7 protein-coding genes are annotated in these 17,857 nt (G+C 40.4%); 2 read left to right on the top strand and 5 right to left on the bottom strand.

Going from position 1 to position 17,857, the window contains the following annotated elements:
* Positions 1–123 precede the first annotated feature (123 nt).
* Positions 124–2,406, top strand: a complete 2,283-nt coding sequence (locus J0X14_RS00250; protein WP_207095763.1) for a CRTAC1 family protein — start codon at positions 124–126, stop codon at positions 2,404–2,406.
* Here J0X14_RS00250 and J0X14_RS00245 read toward each other — a convergent pair.
* The 5 genes from J0X14_RS00245 to J0X14_RS00225 form a co-directional block, all read right to left on the bottom strand.
* Positions 2,403–5,705, bottom strand: coding sequence for a VCBS repeat-containing protein (locus tag J0X14_RS00245; RefSeq protein WP_207095762.1), 3,303 nt, complete (start codon positions 5,703–5,705; stop codon positions 2,403–2,405). The genes J0X14_RS00250 and J0X14_RS00245 overlap by 4 nt on opposite strands.
* Before the next feature lie 113 nt (positions 5,706–5,818).
* The gene (locus J0X14_RS00240; protein WP_207095761.1) at positions 5,819–7,330 is read right to left on the bottom strand and encodes a carbohydrate binding domain-containing protein; all 1,512 of its coding nucleotides are present in this window, start codon (positions 7,328–7,330) and stop codon (positions 5,819–5,821) included.
* Positions 7,331–7,702: 372 nt separating this feature from the next.
* On the bottom strand, positions 7,703–10,993 hold the full coding sequence (locus tag J0X14_RS00235) for a VCBS repeat-containing protein (protein WP_207095760.1): 3,291 nt from the start codon (positions 10,991–10,993) through the stop codon (positions 7,703–7,705).
* Positions 10,994–11,207: 214 nt separating this feature from the next.
* Positions 11,208–13,127: a RagB/SusD family nutrient uptake outer membrane protein gene (locus tag J0X14_RS00230; protein ID WP_207095759.1), complete on the bottom strand. Its 1,920-nt coding sequence runs from the start codon at positions 13,125–13,127 to the stop codon at positions 11,208–11,210.
* Positions 13,128–13,136: 9 nt separating this feature from the next.
* The gene (locus J0X14_RS00225) at positions 13,137–16,178 is read right to left on the bottom strand and encodes a SusC/RagA family TonB-linked outer membrane protein (RefSeq protein ID WP_242527871.1); all 3,042 of its coding nucleotides are present in this window, start codon (positions 16,176–16,178) and stop codon (positions 13,137–13,139) included.
* A gap of 377 nt (positions 16,179–16,555) precedes the next feature.
* On the opposite strand from J0X14_RS00225, the gene J0X14_RS00220 reads away from it, so the two are divergent.
* Complete coding sequence (locus tag J0X14_RS00220) at positions 16,556–17,704, top strand: glycoside hydrolase family 43 protein (RefSeq protein WP_242527870.1); 1,149 nt, start codon at positions 16,556–16,558, stop codon at positions 17,702–17,704.
* The last annotated feature ends 153 nt before the right edge of the window (positions 17,705–17,857 follow it).

Raw genomic sequence — 17,857 nt, 5'->3', positions numbered from 1 at the left:
AATCCCTTAATAAGTTGAATGTCTTAAAGATACATAATATTCCACTAATGCAATCGGTTGCATCATTTTTTTGACAATCAATTTAAATTCAGTAATCTTATAGGATTACAATACTCTTTGGAAATGCATTCTCTTATTAAAAATAGAATTTTTAAAATACTGGTTTTATGGTCTGTATTGTTGGTTGGTTGTATAAATTCGAATAAAACCAACGATGCTTCCAAGGTAGGTGAAACGAGTACGATATCTGTAAAAAAGGACAGTTCCACTCTGGAGATGATTCAGGACATCCAACAAAGAATTGCAGCCATCAATATAGAAAGCGTACCCTACATATTCAACAGTCAAAAAGTTTCTATTTTGGAGAAGAGAATCCAATCAACCAGGGGAAGTGAACAACTCAATTTGATGTTTACTTATGGATTGGAACTGTTGAATGCTGGGAAGACGGAAGAGGCCATAGCCAATTTAAACCGTGTTCTACAAGTTGTGGAAGGGAATAATGTAAAGTCAAAGACAGAGTTGGTCTATTACCTCAAAAAGCAATTGGCCATTGCCTATATGCGAAAAGCCGAACAGGACAATTGTATTGCCAACCACACCAATGAATCTTGTATCATTCCCATAAGCCCAAAAGCACAACATGTTATGCGCGAAGGGGCGGAGCAATCCATAGTATTACTAATCGAATTGCTTGCCATCAATCCAAATGATTTGGAGTGTCAATATTTGTTGAATATAGCTAATATGACTTTGGGCCAATATCCGGAAAAAGTGCCGAGGGAGTTTAGAATTCCAGAATCCCACTTTTCCAACTCCGGATCTATCACTCACTTTAGTGATATTGCCATGGACTTGGGGGTGGATGTTAACCAATTGTCTGGGGGAACTTGTGTAGATGATTTTAATGGCGATGGCTATTTGGATATTATTGCATCCTCATGGGGGTTCAATGATCAAATCAAGTATTTTGAAAATGATGGAGTGGGGGGCTTTTCGAACAAAACCAATGATGCTGGACTGAAAGGCGTTACTGGTGGCCTTAATTTAAGACATGCCGATTATGACAATGATGGCCATATGGATTTTATGATTTTAAGAGGTGCTTGGTTGTCTGTCTACGGAAGTATTCCCAACTCCTTGATGCGCAATAATGGGGATGGAACCTTTACCGATGTGACCAAGGCTGCGGGCTTGTATTCCTTGCATCCAACGCAAACGGCCGTTTGGACCGATGTTAATCTGGATGGATGGCTCGATTTATTCATTGCCAACGAATGGTCCGAAGCCAAACAAAGCTTTTGTGAACTGTTTTTGAACAATGGGGACGGCACCTTCCAGAATATCGCCAAAGAAGCGGGGATTACTGTGCCGGGATATTTTAAAGGGGTTGCCAGTGGTGATATCAACAATGATTTATACCCCGATTTATACCTGTCCGACTACGACGGTCCGAACACCTTGTACATTAACACCACAAAAGAAACCGGAAAACCGTCTTTTAAAATTGCCGATGAAAGTGCTGGCGTTGCAGAACCAGAATTGAGTTTCCCAACATGGTTTTTCGATTACAACAATGATGGTTTTGAGGATATTTTTGTTTCCGGCTACTCTTCTTCCGAGGTGTTGCCATCCGAAATGCTCCTAAGAAATCTCAAGACCAATACATCCGAATATCGACCACTATTATATCAAAATAATGGTGATAACACCTTTACGGAAGTCTCCTTAAAAACCAACCTGACCGAACCCGTTGCTACTATGGGCTGTAATTTCGGGGACTTGGATAATGATGGCTTTTTGGATTTTTACCTGGCCACTGGAGATCCAGATTTCTTTTCTATAGTGCCCAACAAAATGTACCGAAATGTAAACGGGAAAAATTTTGAAGATGTTACCTACAGTGGTGGTTTTGGACACATTCAAAAAGGACATGCCATTGGTTTTGGGGATATGGATATGGATGGGGACCAGGATATTTATGCCGTAATGGGCGGGGCAGTGGAAGGCGATGTATTCCGCAATCTGCTTTTTGAAAACCCGATGGGCAATGAAAATAATTGGATCAATATTGTGTTGAAAGGGAAGCAAAGCAATCGGTCTGCGATTGGGGCAAAAATCATCATCACCATTGAAGAAGATGGTAAGGAACGAAACATTTATAATTCGGTGGATACCGGAGCGAGTTTTGGCGGAAACAGCTTAATGGCTGAAATTGGTTTGGGGCAAGCCGAGGTTATCAAACAATTGGAGATCAAATGGCCGCATCATACAAAGCCAGTTTCTATTTTCAATAACGTGGAGGTCAACCAAACGATTCAAATTGAAGAGGGAGGGGAAATTCAAAAATTGAGTCTTCCGAAATTTTCATTCAAGAAAAGTATGGCCAACCACCAGCATCACTAGCCTTTTTTCACTTTAAAAATGGTCAATTCTTCATCGTTGTTGGCAATCAAATAACACGCTTCGCCACCAATGGCTATCTTTTTCATGTCCTTTACATTACCTTGGGTGAAAAAGCTAATATCGGTATGTGGGGTCAGATTTCCCTTGGAATCTCCCAAAAGGATATAACCTGTGTTGGCGTCATAACGAATGGTTTCCACTTCAGCTTCGTAGATGTTTCCAACGCCCAAAATATCCAAATGCCCATCTTGGTTAATATCCATTACCTGAAAGGCCATAGTTGGCCCAAATTGAGCTGTTGTAGGAAGCTTTTGCACTTCAAACGAGCCATCGCCTTTGTTTTTTAGATAAACACTACCAAACTCATGGACTTGTTTGTGGTAGGCTGAGTTTAGCTCTTCCTCACCGTAAATATCAATCAAAGTGGAATTGGCAAACTCCTTATACGTCTGAATTTTTTCGCTCACAAAAGGGTTTTGCTCCGTGGAACATTCCTTACCTCGAACAGGTACTAGGTTGCCTTGGTAAACCTTGCTCAATATCATATCATATTTGCCATCTTCATCAAAATTGGTGGAATAGACATGGAGCGGCTTTTCTTTTGTGGGGTGGAACTTGTTGTTATCACCCAAGTTGCCGACCAGATAATCCATGTTACCATCCTTGTCCAAATCGACTTCGGTAATGGTGTTCCACCACCCTTCCGTATGGTTTAATGCAGCAATGGAAGTTTTGGTGAATTTTCCGTTTTGGTTGTTAAAAAAAGTAATTGGAAACCATTCCCCAACTACAGCTAGGTCTTTGTCGCCGTCTCCATCATAATCCGTAAAGAGCAAATCGTTTACAATTCCGATGTCCATTAATTCTGGAGCGATTTCTTCCGTTGAATCGATATAGCGGCCATTTTCATTGGTAAGCAAATAGGTTTTGGATGAGAGGGGATATTTTCCCGGAATTACCTGTCCGCCAACCACCAAATCCAAGTCGCCATCCCCATCAACATCATGGGCTGCAACCGCTTTAGTGACCCCGAACATCTTAGGGAGTTTGTTGGATTTTGAAAAATCCCCTTTTCCATCGTTTAGATAAAGCCTGTCTTGAAGCAACGGATTGTTCTCTCCTACTTCATAACTGCCACTGCCCACATATAGATCTAGGTCTCCATCGGCATCGGCATCAAAGAAGAGTGAAGTAATGTCCTCGTATTTGCTTTCCCTTGAAAATAAGGATTCACTGGCCTTATTGAATTTCCCGTCTTGGGTTTGTAGGTACATTTCCCCAGCTTGATTCAATGCACCACCTACATAAAAATCATCCAATCCATCTCCGTTGACGTCTGCAACTGACAGCGCAGGGCCTCTTTGCGACTGCTTTTGGGGCAACAAGGTCTGTAAATCAAAGTCATTGAAGTTATTTTCTTGATGATGGTAGGTTATTCCTAAACGGCTAGCATCATTCCGCACAAAATTTTGGGAAACTTCAAATGGCGTTACACCATCAAACTTAAAGTCTTTTTTGTCGAAAACAAGGGTCTGATTCACTTCAACATTGTCCATGGCCAATATCGAATTATCGCCCCAGGTGACTTCAATCCGGTCAATGATCTCTTCATTGCCCAGGCCAAAATTCAGCTGATATCCCATGGATGATTGATATCCTCTGGATGGAAACAATTCTTGGTATTGTGATTTTTCTTTGGAATATACCTTGACTTTAGCGCCGATGGCCTTTACATTTTTTTCATCACCAATAAGCTTAATGTTAATGTAATTATTGGTTGAATTGTTCCTGTACACGGTTGCTTCATCGGACATGTTGTTCATGACCAAATCCAAATCGCCATCGTTGTCCAAATCGGCATAGGCAACCCCGTTCGAGTTTACTTTTTTACTCAATCCCCAAGCTTCGGTCATTTTTTCAAAAGTGAAATCCCCATTGTTTTTGTAGATATAATTGGCAATTTTTTCGGAAGGCATAATGTTCATCATTTCTTGTACCGTCATAGCACCCTTCTCCTTTTGCTGTCGAGCGGATTCCTTTTTGTAATCTTGGTTGCCCAATTCCCGTTCAATACCGTTGGAAACAAAAATATCTTTATGTCCATCGTTGTCGAAATCAGCGATCAATGGCGCCCAGCTCCAGTCTGTTTTGGAAATCCCTGCCAATTGGCCAATATCACTAAAAGAGCCGTTACCATTGTTCAATTGAAGCGTATTGGCCATGTACGAGTAATGATAGCCGGATTCTACCATTTTCCAAAAACCCTGTGTGTTCATGGAGGCCATATTTTCCTTGCCACGTCTGTGATCTTCAGCGAGCATATCCAACACGACCAAATCTGGTAAAAAGTCATTGTTGATATCTGCATAATCCGATCCCATTCCGTTATAGGGAATATGCTTAAATCTCATATTTATTTGGTTCGAAAACGTACCGTCCTTATTATTTATATATAAATAATCTGGATTTATAAAATCATTGGCAACATAGACATCGAGCCAACCATCATTGTTAAAATCACCTATTGAGGCGCTTAATCCCCATTCTTTATTCATGATTTTCGCCTGAAGGGTAACATCTGTGAATGTATTTCCATCATTTCGAAACAAATGGTCCGAGGTTTCCCTGAAATATTCTCTTTCAGCTTTGTACTCGATTTTGTTGCTTTGGCTAAAATCTGGGCGATGGTTTACCAAATACATATCCAGGTCTCCATCTTTATCATAATCAAAAAAGTAGGATTGAATGGAAAAACCGTTCTGGTCCAGTCCCCATTTTTTGGCTTCATTTTTAAACGTTCCATCTTTTTGGTTGATGAAGAGTTTGTTTTTTCGCAGTTCATCATCGTTGAAAGATGCTGATTTGGATACGTAAATATCCAACCAGCCGTCATTGTTTATATCTACCATGGACACTCCTGTGGACCATCCTTCAGTATCTTCAAGGCCGGCTTTGGTAGTGGCATCAACAAATTTGAAATCACCTTGATTTAAATATAATTTATTGGAATTTTGGTTTGAAGTGAAATAGATGTCCTCCAGGCCATCATTATTTATATCGCCGATCGCAACTCCTGCTCCATTGAATGCATATAGATATTCAATGTAGTTGAAATTGATATCCTGCTTGACCGTATTTATAAAATTGATTCCTGTGTGTGCGTTTTCAACCAATGAAAATAAAGTTGTGGCATTGGAAGTTTTCTTCTTTTTGACCCCAGAATCAGTACACCCAATCAATAGGGAAAAAAAGAATATGAAGACCCAAATTTTATATACCCATCCCATTTTGGAAATCATATGAATTACTAAAATAAAAAAGAAAGGCTGTCATTTGACAGCCTTTGATATAAATTAGTTTTTATAGACAAGCACCATTGGTTGCAATCTAAAATTCAATATTAAGTTTGGCACTATTCATCTTCCGGCGGGGCCAAAAGACTCACATCGTCAATAAAATAAACGGCATCCAAGGTGGCACCCAAATCCAAGACAATACCTGTCTGTGTGCTATTCGCAGTGAATATCCATTCAACTTTTTGCCATTCTGTTGTTACGGTTACATTACCTTGGTATTGGGCATCCCCGTTACCTGTTGTTGACATTCGTATAACACCGCCATTACCTGGGCCTACCGCAGCTTTAATCCATAGGCTTGCTGTGTATTCCACACCATCTTCGGTAGCAACAGCATCACTGACCAATTGGGTTCGCCAAGCATCCCCGCCAAATCCTACGGCCCTAAGTGCTCTTTCACCGTTCCGGACTTCATCGGCCTCCGTGGTAGCGGTCAGTAAATCGGCACCATTGAATTTACTCCAGTTGGTAAAGTCATCTCCATCTCCTTCCTCAAACCCTCCGTTGAGCAAAATTTCCGTAGGCTGTGGTCCTGAAAGACCTGTGGCGACCAAGGTTACATTATCGACATAATATACAGCATCAGCAATAACACCAAGGTCTAATACCGCTCTTGCTGGGTTAGTATTGGCGGTAAATACCCACTCAATTTGCTGCCACTCTGTAGTGATATCGTAATTACCGCTATAAAGCGCATCGGGATTGGTTGAAAATCTAATATTTCCCCCATCTCCAGGCGTTCCTGGTTGTGCTTTAATCCACATGGACAGGGTGTATTCCACATCAACTTGCGTTGCGGCAGGGTCACTTGCCAACTGTGTTCTCCAGGCATCTCCTCCGGCACCCACGGCCCGTAAGGCTCTACCATAATAAGCTTCACCGGCAGCGGTGGTAGCAGTCATTCCATCACCACCATTAAATTTGGACCAGTTGGTAAAGTCATCACCATCACCAAGTTCAAAACCACCATTGAGAAGTAAATTTTCACCAACATAAAATTTTCCAGGTGCTGTAGCTTCTCCACCAGAGGTAACAACTTTAATGACGGCATCTAAATTTTCCTCAAGACCTGCTGGAACTGTAATTGTCAACTCAGTAGCTGTTGAGGAAACAACACTTGCTTCAATCTCCCCAACGGTTACTGACTGAAGATTATCCAAAGAGGTTCCTGCAATGGTTACTTCTCCTCCTTCAGGCGCGGCATTGGTTGATAGTGCTGTAATAATTGGAAATGGTCTTGCAACCACTTCAATATTGCGTTCAACTATGTACCCATCAGGCATTACCAAAGTAACTTTTCTGTCACCAATAGCTGCATTTGAAGGCAACGTAAACGTTAATGTCTCTCCATCCAATTGAAAAGGGATTTGATTGTTTTCCAAGAATACAAATAGAACGGCATCAAAATTGTCCCCTTCCATAGTTACTTGATCACCAGGATAAAAATTATCTGATGTAACGCTAGCCACAGTTACTACAGGAGTGGAATCGTCTTCTTCGCAACTTAAGGCAAAAACGATTGCAACAACGGCTAGAAAATTACCTATGTATTTTAAGGCTTTTGACATGATTTTCGTTTTTTTAGTTAGTTTATGTTATGTTCAATTATGTAGTTTATATACGAGATAATAAGGTCAGTATTCCGAAAGGATTCAGCTACAGATACATTTAAAAATAAAATTCGTCATGTTGAGAAGTTTTAAAATAGCATTGTTGTTTTATTTCTTTATAGCAAAAAAGCATCACTAAAAATCACAATATGGTAAATATACACAATAAACATTATGATGCAATCGATTGCGTAGATTTTTTTCTGAAAATAATCTGTTTTTTTTAAGCTACCCACTTTTTTCAAGGATTTACTGCAACACCCAATGCGTATTTTGATGTATTTCCAGACTGATTCGAAAGACCTATGACCTTCACAAAAACCATATATATTAGTTTAATTTAAAGACGGTCAACGGACGATTATTGTTTGTTATAATGATATACGGCTCGTTTTTAATATTGACCAGCTTCATACTTTTGGCATTCAAGTCATTATAAAAATTTACGTCTTTGTATGGCTTAAAGCCACCCTTGGAATCTCCTAAAAGCACATAACCAACGTTTGCATCGTAGCGTACAGTTTCCACTTCAGTTTCGTGTATGGCGCCTGCTCCGATAACGTCCATGTTTCCATCTCCGTTCACATCAACAAACCCAAAAGATAGGGTAGGACCCAATTGAGCATATTTGGGCAAATGCCGAATAGTGAAGTTTCCATTTCCTTCGTTTTCCAGATAAACCGATTCAAACTCATTTACTTGTTTATGGTATGAGTTTTCCAGCACCTCACTTCCATAAATATCCGCTAGGGTGGAATTGGCAAATTCTTGGTACGACTTTATCTTTTCGCTCACAAAGGGGTTTTGTTGGGTGGAGCATTCCTTGCCTCTTACCGGAACCAAGTCGCCATGATAGTCCTTGCTAAGGAACATGTCATACTTATTGTCGTCACCCAAGTTGGTGCCATAGATGTGCAAGGGTTTTTCAATAGAAGGATGGAATTTATTGTTCCCGCCTAAGTTGCCAACAAAGTAATCCAAGTCACCATCTCGGTCAAAGTCAATTTCAGCAATAGTGTTCCACCAACCACTGGTATGTTCAAATGCTGTTGGTTCAATTTTGGTGAAAATGCCATTGGTATTTTCAAAAACAGTTATGGGCATCCATTCTCCAACGACGAGCAAATCTGTATCGCCATCTTGATCGTAATCGGAAGCAAGAAGGTCATTAACAATCCCAATATTTTTGAAGTCTGGTGCAACCGTTTGCGTTACCTCAATAAATTGAGACCCTGTATTCTCCAAAACAAAGGAAGTGGAAGGCAAGGGGTATTTACCGGGAATAGCACTCCCTCCCACAAACAAATCCAAGTCTCCATCAGCATCAAAATCAAAGGATGTAACGGCTTTGGTATTTGAAATTAATCTTGGGAGCTTGTTTGATTTGGCAAAATTTCCATTTCCGTCATTCAAATACAATCTGTCTTGGAGTAGAGGAGCGCGCTCATCCAATTCATACCCCCCACTAGTTACATATAGATCTACATCCTGATCGTTATCGGCATCAAAAAAATGTGCTCCAACATCTTCATATGCCTTATCATTTTCAAAAATGGATTGATTTAATTTTTCAAATGCACCTTTAGAGTTTTGGATGTAAACTTCTGCGGGCTGGTTCATTGCTCCTCCCAAAAAAAGATCGTCCAAGCCATCATTATTAATGTCGGCTACGGCAAAAGCAGGGCCTTTCTCGGATTGTTTTTGAGGCAAGAGCACTTGTTTTGAAAAATCATTAAAGTCATTCTCTTCATGCCTATAGGGAATACCCAGTTCTTGTGGATTTACCCTTTTGAAATTATGGGAAAAAGTATGGCTGGATTCCGTGGCTGTAGATTCAGAATTTTTTTGATGGAATGTAAGCACTTGGTTTGCACCAATATTTTCATCAACGGATACAGTTCCATCACCCCAAACTACTTCTATCTTTTTAACAGTGGTTTCATCACCAATTCCAAAATTTAAAGTGGGGGAAACGGAAGATTGATATCCTCTGGACAAAAACAGTTCTTGATATTGTGTGCTGTTATCTGTAAAAACTTTGACCTTGGCTCCGATAGCATTTTTATTGCGCTCATTTCCCAATAATTTAACCGTTAGAAAGTTGTTGGATGCATTGTTTTGATAAATGCTGGCCTCATCGTCAAGATTGTTCATGACCAAATCCAAATCGCCGTCATTGTCTAAATCTGCATAAGCGGCGCCATTGGAGTTCATGTTTTGATGAAATCCCCAAGATGTAGTTGCTTTGGTGAATGCCAAATTACCATCATTTTTAAACGCATAATTCTGGAGCTTTTCGGAGGGCATTCTATCCAAAATCTGCTGAATGGACATATTTTTGACTGAATCTATTTGTGTGTCGAGGAAATCCCCAAAATCTTGATTGGCGATTTCACGTTTAATGCCGTTTGTGATAAAAATATCCTTGAGGCCATCGCAATCAAAGTCAGCCAAAAGAGGGCCCCAACTCCAATCGGTTTTGGATACGCCCGCCAATTGACCAATATCACTAAAATAGCCATTCCCATTGTTCAAGTTGAGCATATTGGACATATACGGAAAGTGATATCCAGACCTAACGATATACCAAAACCCACTCGTATTCATGCTGGGCATGTTTTGTTTTCCCCGGCTGTGGTCTTCGGCAGACATGTCCAAAACCATCAAATCCGGCAATAAATCATTATTGATGTCAGCAATATCCGAACCCATACTACTGTATGAAATATGTTTTAACCGCTGGTCTATCTGATTGGAGAATGTGCCATTTTTGTTATTGATATAGAGTTTGTCCGGAGTGATAAAATCGTTGGCAACAAATACATCCAACCAACCGTCATTGTTGTAATCCCCAATGGCAGCGCTTAGGCTGAATTCTTTGTTCATGATGCCACTATTGATGGTTACATCGGTAAACTTGTCGCCATCGTTTCTATAGAGATGGTCTGAGGTCTGTGGGAAAAAATTTTGGTCGTTCAGAATGACCTCTAGATTGATGGAGTTCAGGAAATCCACTCGGTGGTTGATGAGGTACATATCCAAATCCCCATCTTTATCGTAGTCAAAAAAATAGGCTTGTGTTGAAAACCCATCATCATCCAGTCCCCATTTTTTGGCTTCTTCTTTAAAAGTTCCATCTTTTTGATTGACAAAAAGTTTGTTTCTTCGATACAGGTCATTATTCAATGAAGCCGACTTGCATACGTAAATATCCATCCAACCATCATTGTTGATATCGATCATGGTTGTTCCTGTGGTCCACCCTTCTGCATCAGTTACTTGGGCCTGGGTTGTAACATCCTCAAAAGTAAAATCACCCTTGTTGAGGTATAGTTTGTTCGATTCTTGGTTGGAGGTAAAATAGAGGTCGTCAAGTCCGTCATTATTGACATCTCCAACAGCCACACCACCACCGTTATAGGTATAGTAATAGTTTAGGACATTGAAATCTGCCGTTTCGCGTATTGTATTTTTAAAATGGATGTTGGTCTGCTCATTGTTCAGCAATGTAAAAAGCGTATCACCAGTAGCTTTTTTATTTCTGATTTTAGTTTCGCGGCTACAGGAAAATAAAAAAACAAAACACAAAATTAACGAGAAGGCCCCAAATATATTTTTCATTTAAATGCTAGTTGGAATAGTATTTAATATAGTGATTTTGAGTTAAAAACGATTATGCGCCGTTTCCAAATTGTGCATTTTACAAGCGGATTACATGCTGTCTATATTGGCTGGTTATTATTGCTCTCGATAATCAAAAGAGGCTGTCCAGGACAGCCTCTTTCTTACGCAACTTAACTAACTCAAACTAATTATAGGAAGATTACTTAGTTTTCTAATAACCTGGGTTTTGATACGCATCTTTTTCAGCCTCAGTCATATTCAAATCGTCTATTTGACTTTGGGGGATTGGTCTTAAGTAATGAAAGGGCTCAATGGTCCTATTGGTTGTTGTAGGACTGTGATCCGTGGCATCGTTCCCAGCAATTTCATATGAACTTGAATATTCTGTCCATTTTTGAGTACGTACCAAATCATACCATCTCATCCCTTCTCCAAAGTATTCTCGAGATCGTTCGGCCAAAATATAATCTATATCAATGGTGGCTGGAGTTGCAGACATCATGGCAGCGCTATTGTCTTCCATACGTTCTTGCTGTTCACCATTATCAAAACGCCACATACCGGCACGGGCACGAAGCACATTTACCAAATTGCGGGCAGTGAAACTTCCAGAGGCACCTTTTACAGCGGCTTCAGCGGCTACGAGATAGAATTCTGAATACTTAGCTATTGGAAATGGGCGTGTTATGGCACCATTTGGTGATCCCAAACCACCTTCATTGTCGGTACGATAGGTTCCGAGCTTCCATAACCCGGGATAAAATCTTCTATTGATTTCATTTAAATTGATGACATAATCCGATCTTCCAGGAATTTGTCCACCACCAATATTACCACCGTTTACGCTATAGTCAACAGCGGGATCGTATTCATCCAAGAATGAAACAACTGCATCACCTGGCTCTATTTCCATGCCATTTGCTGCTGTTAAAGAAGGTGAAGGGTCACCACCTTTATCCCAGTTTCCTCGATAGCTGGTAACAAAAGTGCCATCGTACCGGGAATCCATATCTTTATTGGTAAATGTTTCTGTGAGTGCACCAATGGTAGGCGCCATACGCGTCCATGGTCTTCCATAGCTTTGTGCAGCTTCACGTTGCACCGCGGCAACACCATTAACACTAATAGTGGTATAATTGGAGGTTACCATCCAAACCGCTGTGTTGGCACTGTTGTCTGTTCCACTGAATCCTATATCGGCCCCATTGTAGATTTGACTTTCTTCTGTACGATCGGCATAGAGCATCATTTCCTCATGACGGTCGTTTGTGGCAACATGCACATCATAAAAATAGTCAAGCAAGCTGTATGGTCCAGGATTATTTATACCTTGAACAGCTACATTATATGCTTGTTGAAAATAATAGGACGGACCGTTGCCATCTGGATCGGTTCTTTGTGCATCTGGATAGGTGGGAATACCGTTGGGGTTTTCCAGCCACCATCCATAGGTTAGATAGGCTTTTGCCAGCATCAATCGGGCCACATTCTTGGTTACTGTCCCTGTTAGTCGAGGACTTTCAGGCAAATCACTGATTGCATCAATTAAGTCGGGAAAAATACCTCTCGTATATACCTCAGGTACCGTGTTACGTACTGAAGTTCTTGCTACAGAGGTATTAAATGCCAATTCTCCAGCACCTAAATCCAACGGTACGCCCCCATAGGTTTGTACCAACATGAAATAGTTGAAAGCGCGGAAAAATTTGGCCTCTGCTATCAGAGATTCATCCAGCCCTACAGCTGCTGCATTTTCAATAATGCCACTGGCTGTGTTAATGGCAGGGAAAGCATTCCCCCAAGGTGTGCCAATTGAAAAACCACTGTCAGGGTTTAAATTACCCTCTCCGGCAAGGTCTAGGTCATAAAAGTTGTTATCTGCACTTTGTCCAGCACAATATTCATCTGTGCCTGTTTCTCCCAAATTTAAAAAATAGGCAAACCCGTATACGTTTCGTAAATTTTGATACAGGTATGTTAAACCACCTTGAACCCCAAGTTCAGTTGAGAAAAACTCTGGAGTGAAGACACCTCTTGGTTCCTCTTCTATAATGTCTTTTGTGCATGAGCCTGTAAACAACACAATCGATAAGATTGCTATTGATATACTTTTTCTGTTCATCTTTCTCATGATATCTTTTTAAAATGTTACGTTTAATCCTAGCATAAAATTTCGTGTCGTTGGAACATTGTAACCAACCGTTGGTATTCCTGTAGAGATGTTGCCTGTATTAACGGCAACATTTTGACGCTGTCCTTGTGCATTGACCCCTGAGTTGGTTTCTGGATCTAAACCAGATTCATCATGAAACGGTGAAAATAGTACAAAGGGATTCTGTACAGTGGCATAGAGACGGAGACTTTTAAACCAGGAGTCTCTTACCATGTCTTGATCAAAATTATATCCCAAAGTCATGGCGCGTACCTTCAAGTAAGATCCATCAAAATACCCTAGGGTACTTCCGTATTTTGGGTTATCACCACTTTGTATCCCTCCAGGGGCAGGATATTTAGCATCGGTATTGGTTGGTGTCCAATAATCAACATCAATGTTATTTCTTCTACCCGTCATTAAATTTAGGTAGCCACTGGATGAATGTAATGTGCTTACAAGGATACCGCCACTTTGAAAAGCGCCTACCATACTTAAATCAAAATTCTTATAGGCCAAACGTGTGTTAAAACCACCTAAAAAATCAGGCGTGGGATCTTGTACTATTCTATCGTCAGGACCTATGGCTCTGGTTGGAGAACCATCCTCATTGTAGTCACCCGTATATCTTACTTTGATCATACCGGCATTTCCCCCGGGTTCCAATATATCCAAATATTGGAAATCTGGATCTGTTTCATTCCAAAGTCCGATACGTTCCTGATCATAAATAACATTGATAGGAGAACCAACAAACCAAAGATTTCCCTGATCTTCAACTTGACCTGAAGCCAGTGAGGTAATCTCGTTTTGATTTGTATACACGTTAACGCCTACATCCCAAGAAAATCCATCTGGATTGTCAAAAATAGTACCGTTAAGGGCTATTTCAAGACCTTTGTTCTCGGTATTACCAATATTGCTGGTTACGCTACCTACACCCGCCGTACTTGGAAGCCCGAGGCCCAATAAGATATCATTGGTTTTGGTGATGTAGTATTCAACGCTACCTGATAAGCGATTATTGAACAATCCAAAGTCAAGACCATAGTTATAGGTCTCTGAAAACTCCCATCCTAAGTTTGGGTTGGGCAGGCCATCTACAAAATAACCGGTAGCGAATGTACTTCCAAAATTGTAGTTGACTGAATTTAAATTCCCTTGAACAGAATAAGGAGCAATGGCTTGGTTTGAAGTTTCACCATAACCTGCTCGTAGTTTAAGCAAGTTGATCCAATCTACACCGTCCATAAAAGCTTCATTACTAATATTCCACCCTAAGGACACCGCGGGATACGTAACCCATTTACGGCCGGGAGCCAATCTGGATGAACCATCGGAACGTACCGTGGCAGTAAGTAAATAACGATTGTCATACTGATACAAAACCCTGGCCATGTAGGATAACAATCCAGTGGCCGAATAACCAGTGCCAAAACTCGTAACATCTTCAGCAAGAATGGCATCATCATCTAAAGCATACCATAAAGATGTCTCATTTGGAATGTTTCGTGCACCTAAACCTATATTGTCAAATTCGGTGTTTTGTGAGGAGAATAATCCAACAAAATTTACTTGATGTTTACCAAATGTCTTGTCATAAAGTAATTGGTTTTCAATTACATAATCTCTTTGAATCGTAGAATTATAACTTGCCGAAGAAGGGTTGATGGGGTTGTAATTAAATACACCTCGCCCTGTGAAGTTACCGTCTCTGGAGGAACGGAAATTCAAACCAACATTAAGACGATATTTCAGTCCGTCTATCCAAGGAATTTGTAATTCTCCATAGATGTTATTATACGTACCAAAATCGAGCTGTTCGTTTACCCTGCCTTTCCCAATTCTACTAATTTCATTTCGGGTAGGAATCCACTGGTCGTCCGCTTGCGTTTGAAGACGAACCGACTCAAGAAAATTCCCGTCGGCATCATAGGGACTTAAAAGAGGAGATGCCGCCAGTGTACCGTAAATGCCAATAATACTGCTGGTTTTGTTGAAATTGGTCACTGAATTTACGCCAAAACGAAATAATTTCCCTACATTTTGATCGAGCTGCACCCTTAAGGAATATCTATCAAAAGAATCACCGGGAACTACAGACGTTTCTTTAAAATATCCTAAACCAACGTTATAAGAACCGTTTTCAGTACCCCCTTGAACACTAATGTCATGCGCGGTTTGTAAACCGGTTCCAAACAGCAAGTCTTGCCAGTCTGTATCATTGCCTAAGTATTCATCACCGGCCAAGCCAAAAAGTGGGGTTCCACCATTAATAGCTGCAACATCAGCGCGCAATTGTATGAGTTGCGCTGCATTCATCATTGGGAATTTTGCAAATACTTCTTTTGCTGCATAATAGGTATTATAGGTGATTGTTGCCTTTTGTCCCTTAGTACCAGATTTTGTTGTGATCAAGATAACCCCGTTAGCACCCCTAGACCCGTAAATGGCTGTAGCGGATGCATCCTTTAATATGTCAAGGCTTTCAATGTCATTGGGATTGATATCACTAAGACCACCCGAAAAAGGAATGCCATTGAGTACTATCAATGGATCATTGTCTGCTGAAAGGGAGCGTGTACCCCGAATCCGTATCTGTGGAGCAGCCCCGGGTCTTGAACTGGTTGTGGATATGTTAACCCCAGCGGCTCTACCTTGTAGTGCTTGTTGGAAATTGGCGGATTGCACCTCATTCAAACTTTCGCCCTTAATAGATACTACTGAACCCGTTACAGATTCCTTATTTTGGGTACCGTAACCAATTACCACCACCTCGGATAATTGTTGGGTGTCTTCCGCCATTTGAATGCTTACGGTTGATCTTCCGTTGATTGCAATCGTTTGCGTAACAAATCCAAGGTAGCGAAACTCGAGTGTAGCATTGGAAGCTGCCTCAATCACGTAGTTCCCGTCAAAGTCAGTTGTCGTTCCATTTGTTGTGTTCTGTACAATAATGCTTGCCCCAGGAATAGGTGCGCCAGACTCATCGGTCACCGTACCGGATACGGTAATCGTATTCTGCGCCATAGCAGTAGTGCAAAAAACAAATAACAAAAAGCTTGTTAGGTACAAATGCAAAGGTGACGACCATTTGCTATTTGTAAAAACAAATAATGATTGTTTAGTCATGTTACTAAGTTTTGATTTTGTTTAGTTAATTAATTCAATTATGACAAAAAAGAGCACATAATATTTAGAATGTGATAAATATACACATTATATTTGTTGACGCAATCGGTTGCGTTAATTTTTTTGACTTTCTGTATAAAAATTATTTTATGCGATTTCTTTTTTCATATTAAATAGTTGATAATCAGATTTATAAGAAATTAGGTTTTTATAAGCAAACGATTGTTTTTCCAGAAGAATGTTTATTTTTAGCAAATTAACCTTTCCTTTATCTTATGAAAAACACAATGAATGCACGAAAAAATTATCTAAACAGAGGTGTTCTCCTTTGTTTTTTATCATCTTTATTTCTTTTGGCAACAATCGGTTGTAAGCGCCAAAAACAACCTTCAACTGAAGATAGTAATGAAATCGATAGCGTAGTCGATACCATAGGGGCTCCCGCTGGTACAGTATACACGTTGACTTCTGAGCTGTACACCGCAGATCCATCGGCGCATGTTTTTGAGGGCAAACTATACGTGTACCCCTCCCATGACTATGAATCTGGAATACCCCAAGATGACCTTGGAAGTCATTTTAATATGGAGGATTACCATGTTTTCTCCATGGATAGTGTAGGTGGAGAGGTCACTGATCACGGATTGGCCCTTCATATTAAGGATGTGCCTTGGGCAGGAAGACAAATGTGGGCTCCTGATGCTGCCAAGAAAGGTGATGACTATTTTCTATATTTTCCCGTAAAGGATAAGGAGGATGTTTTTCATATTGGTGTTGCCAAAAGTGGAAATCCAGGAGGGCCTTTTGAGGCATTAGATCATCCAATTGAAGGAAGCTATAGTATGGACCCCTCTGTCTTTGAAGATACGGATGGGAAGTATTATATGTACTTTGGTGGAATTTGGGGCGGACAGCTCCAAAAATGGAGCAATAATGAATATCTGGGCGAAGATACCTATCCGGCCGATGATGCACCGGCACTTTCTCCTAAAGTTGCCCTTATGGCCGATGATATGGTAAGCTTTGCAGCGGAGCCCAAAGATGCGGTCATTTTGGATGAAAATGGAAATCCAATCACAACCGGTGATAATGACAGAAGGTTTTTTGAGGCGGCTTGGGTGCACAAATACAATGGAAAATATTATCTCTCCTATTCAACTGGGGATACACATAATATTGCCTACGCCATTGGCGATAACCCTTATGGTCCCTTCACCTACCAAGGGGTGATCCTAGATCCCGTTTTAGGATGGACCAACCATCACTCTATTGTGGAGTATCAAGGAAAATGGTGGTTGTTCTTTCATGATAGTTCCATGTCTGGAGGAGAAACCCATTTGCGTAGCGTAAAAATGACAGAGCTTACTCATAATCCAGATGGAACCATTAAGCGCATTAATGCTTATGTGGAGCCCAATCAGTAAACAGTAATTCCGTATCTATAAATCTGATTATGCCCTCAATCGAGGGCATAATTTTTTGCTAACAATTATTTAAACTAAAATGGATAGGTAAATTCTTATAAATTTGAGTAATTTGAAATATTAATTTAGTATTTGTAAACTTTATGTTTCTTT

This window comes from Allomuricauda sp. CAU 1633 (assembly GCF_017313225.1).
Classification (GTDB): Bacteria; Bacteroidota; Bacteroidia; order Flavobacteriales; family Flavobacteriaceae; genus Flagellimonas.
This window is presented reverse-complemented; position numbering and strand designations above follow the sequence as displayed.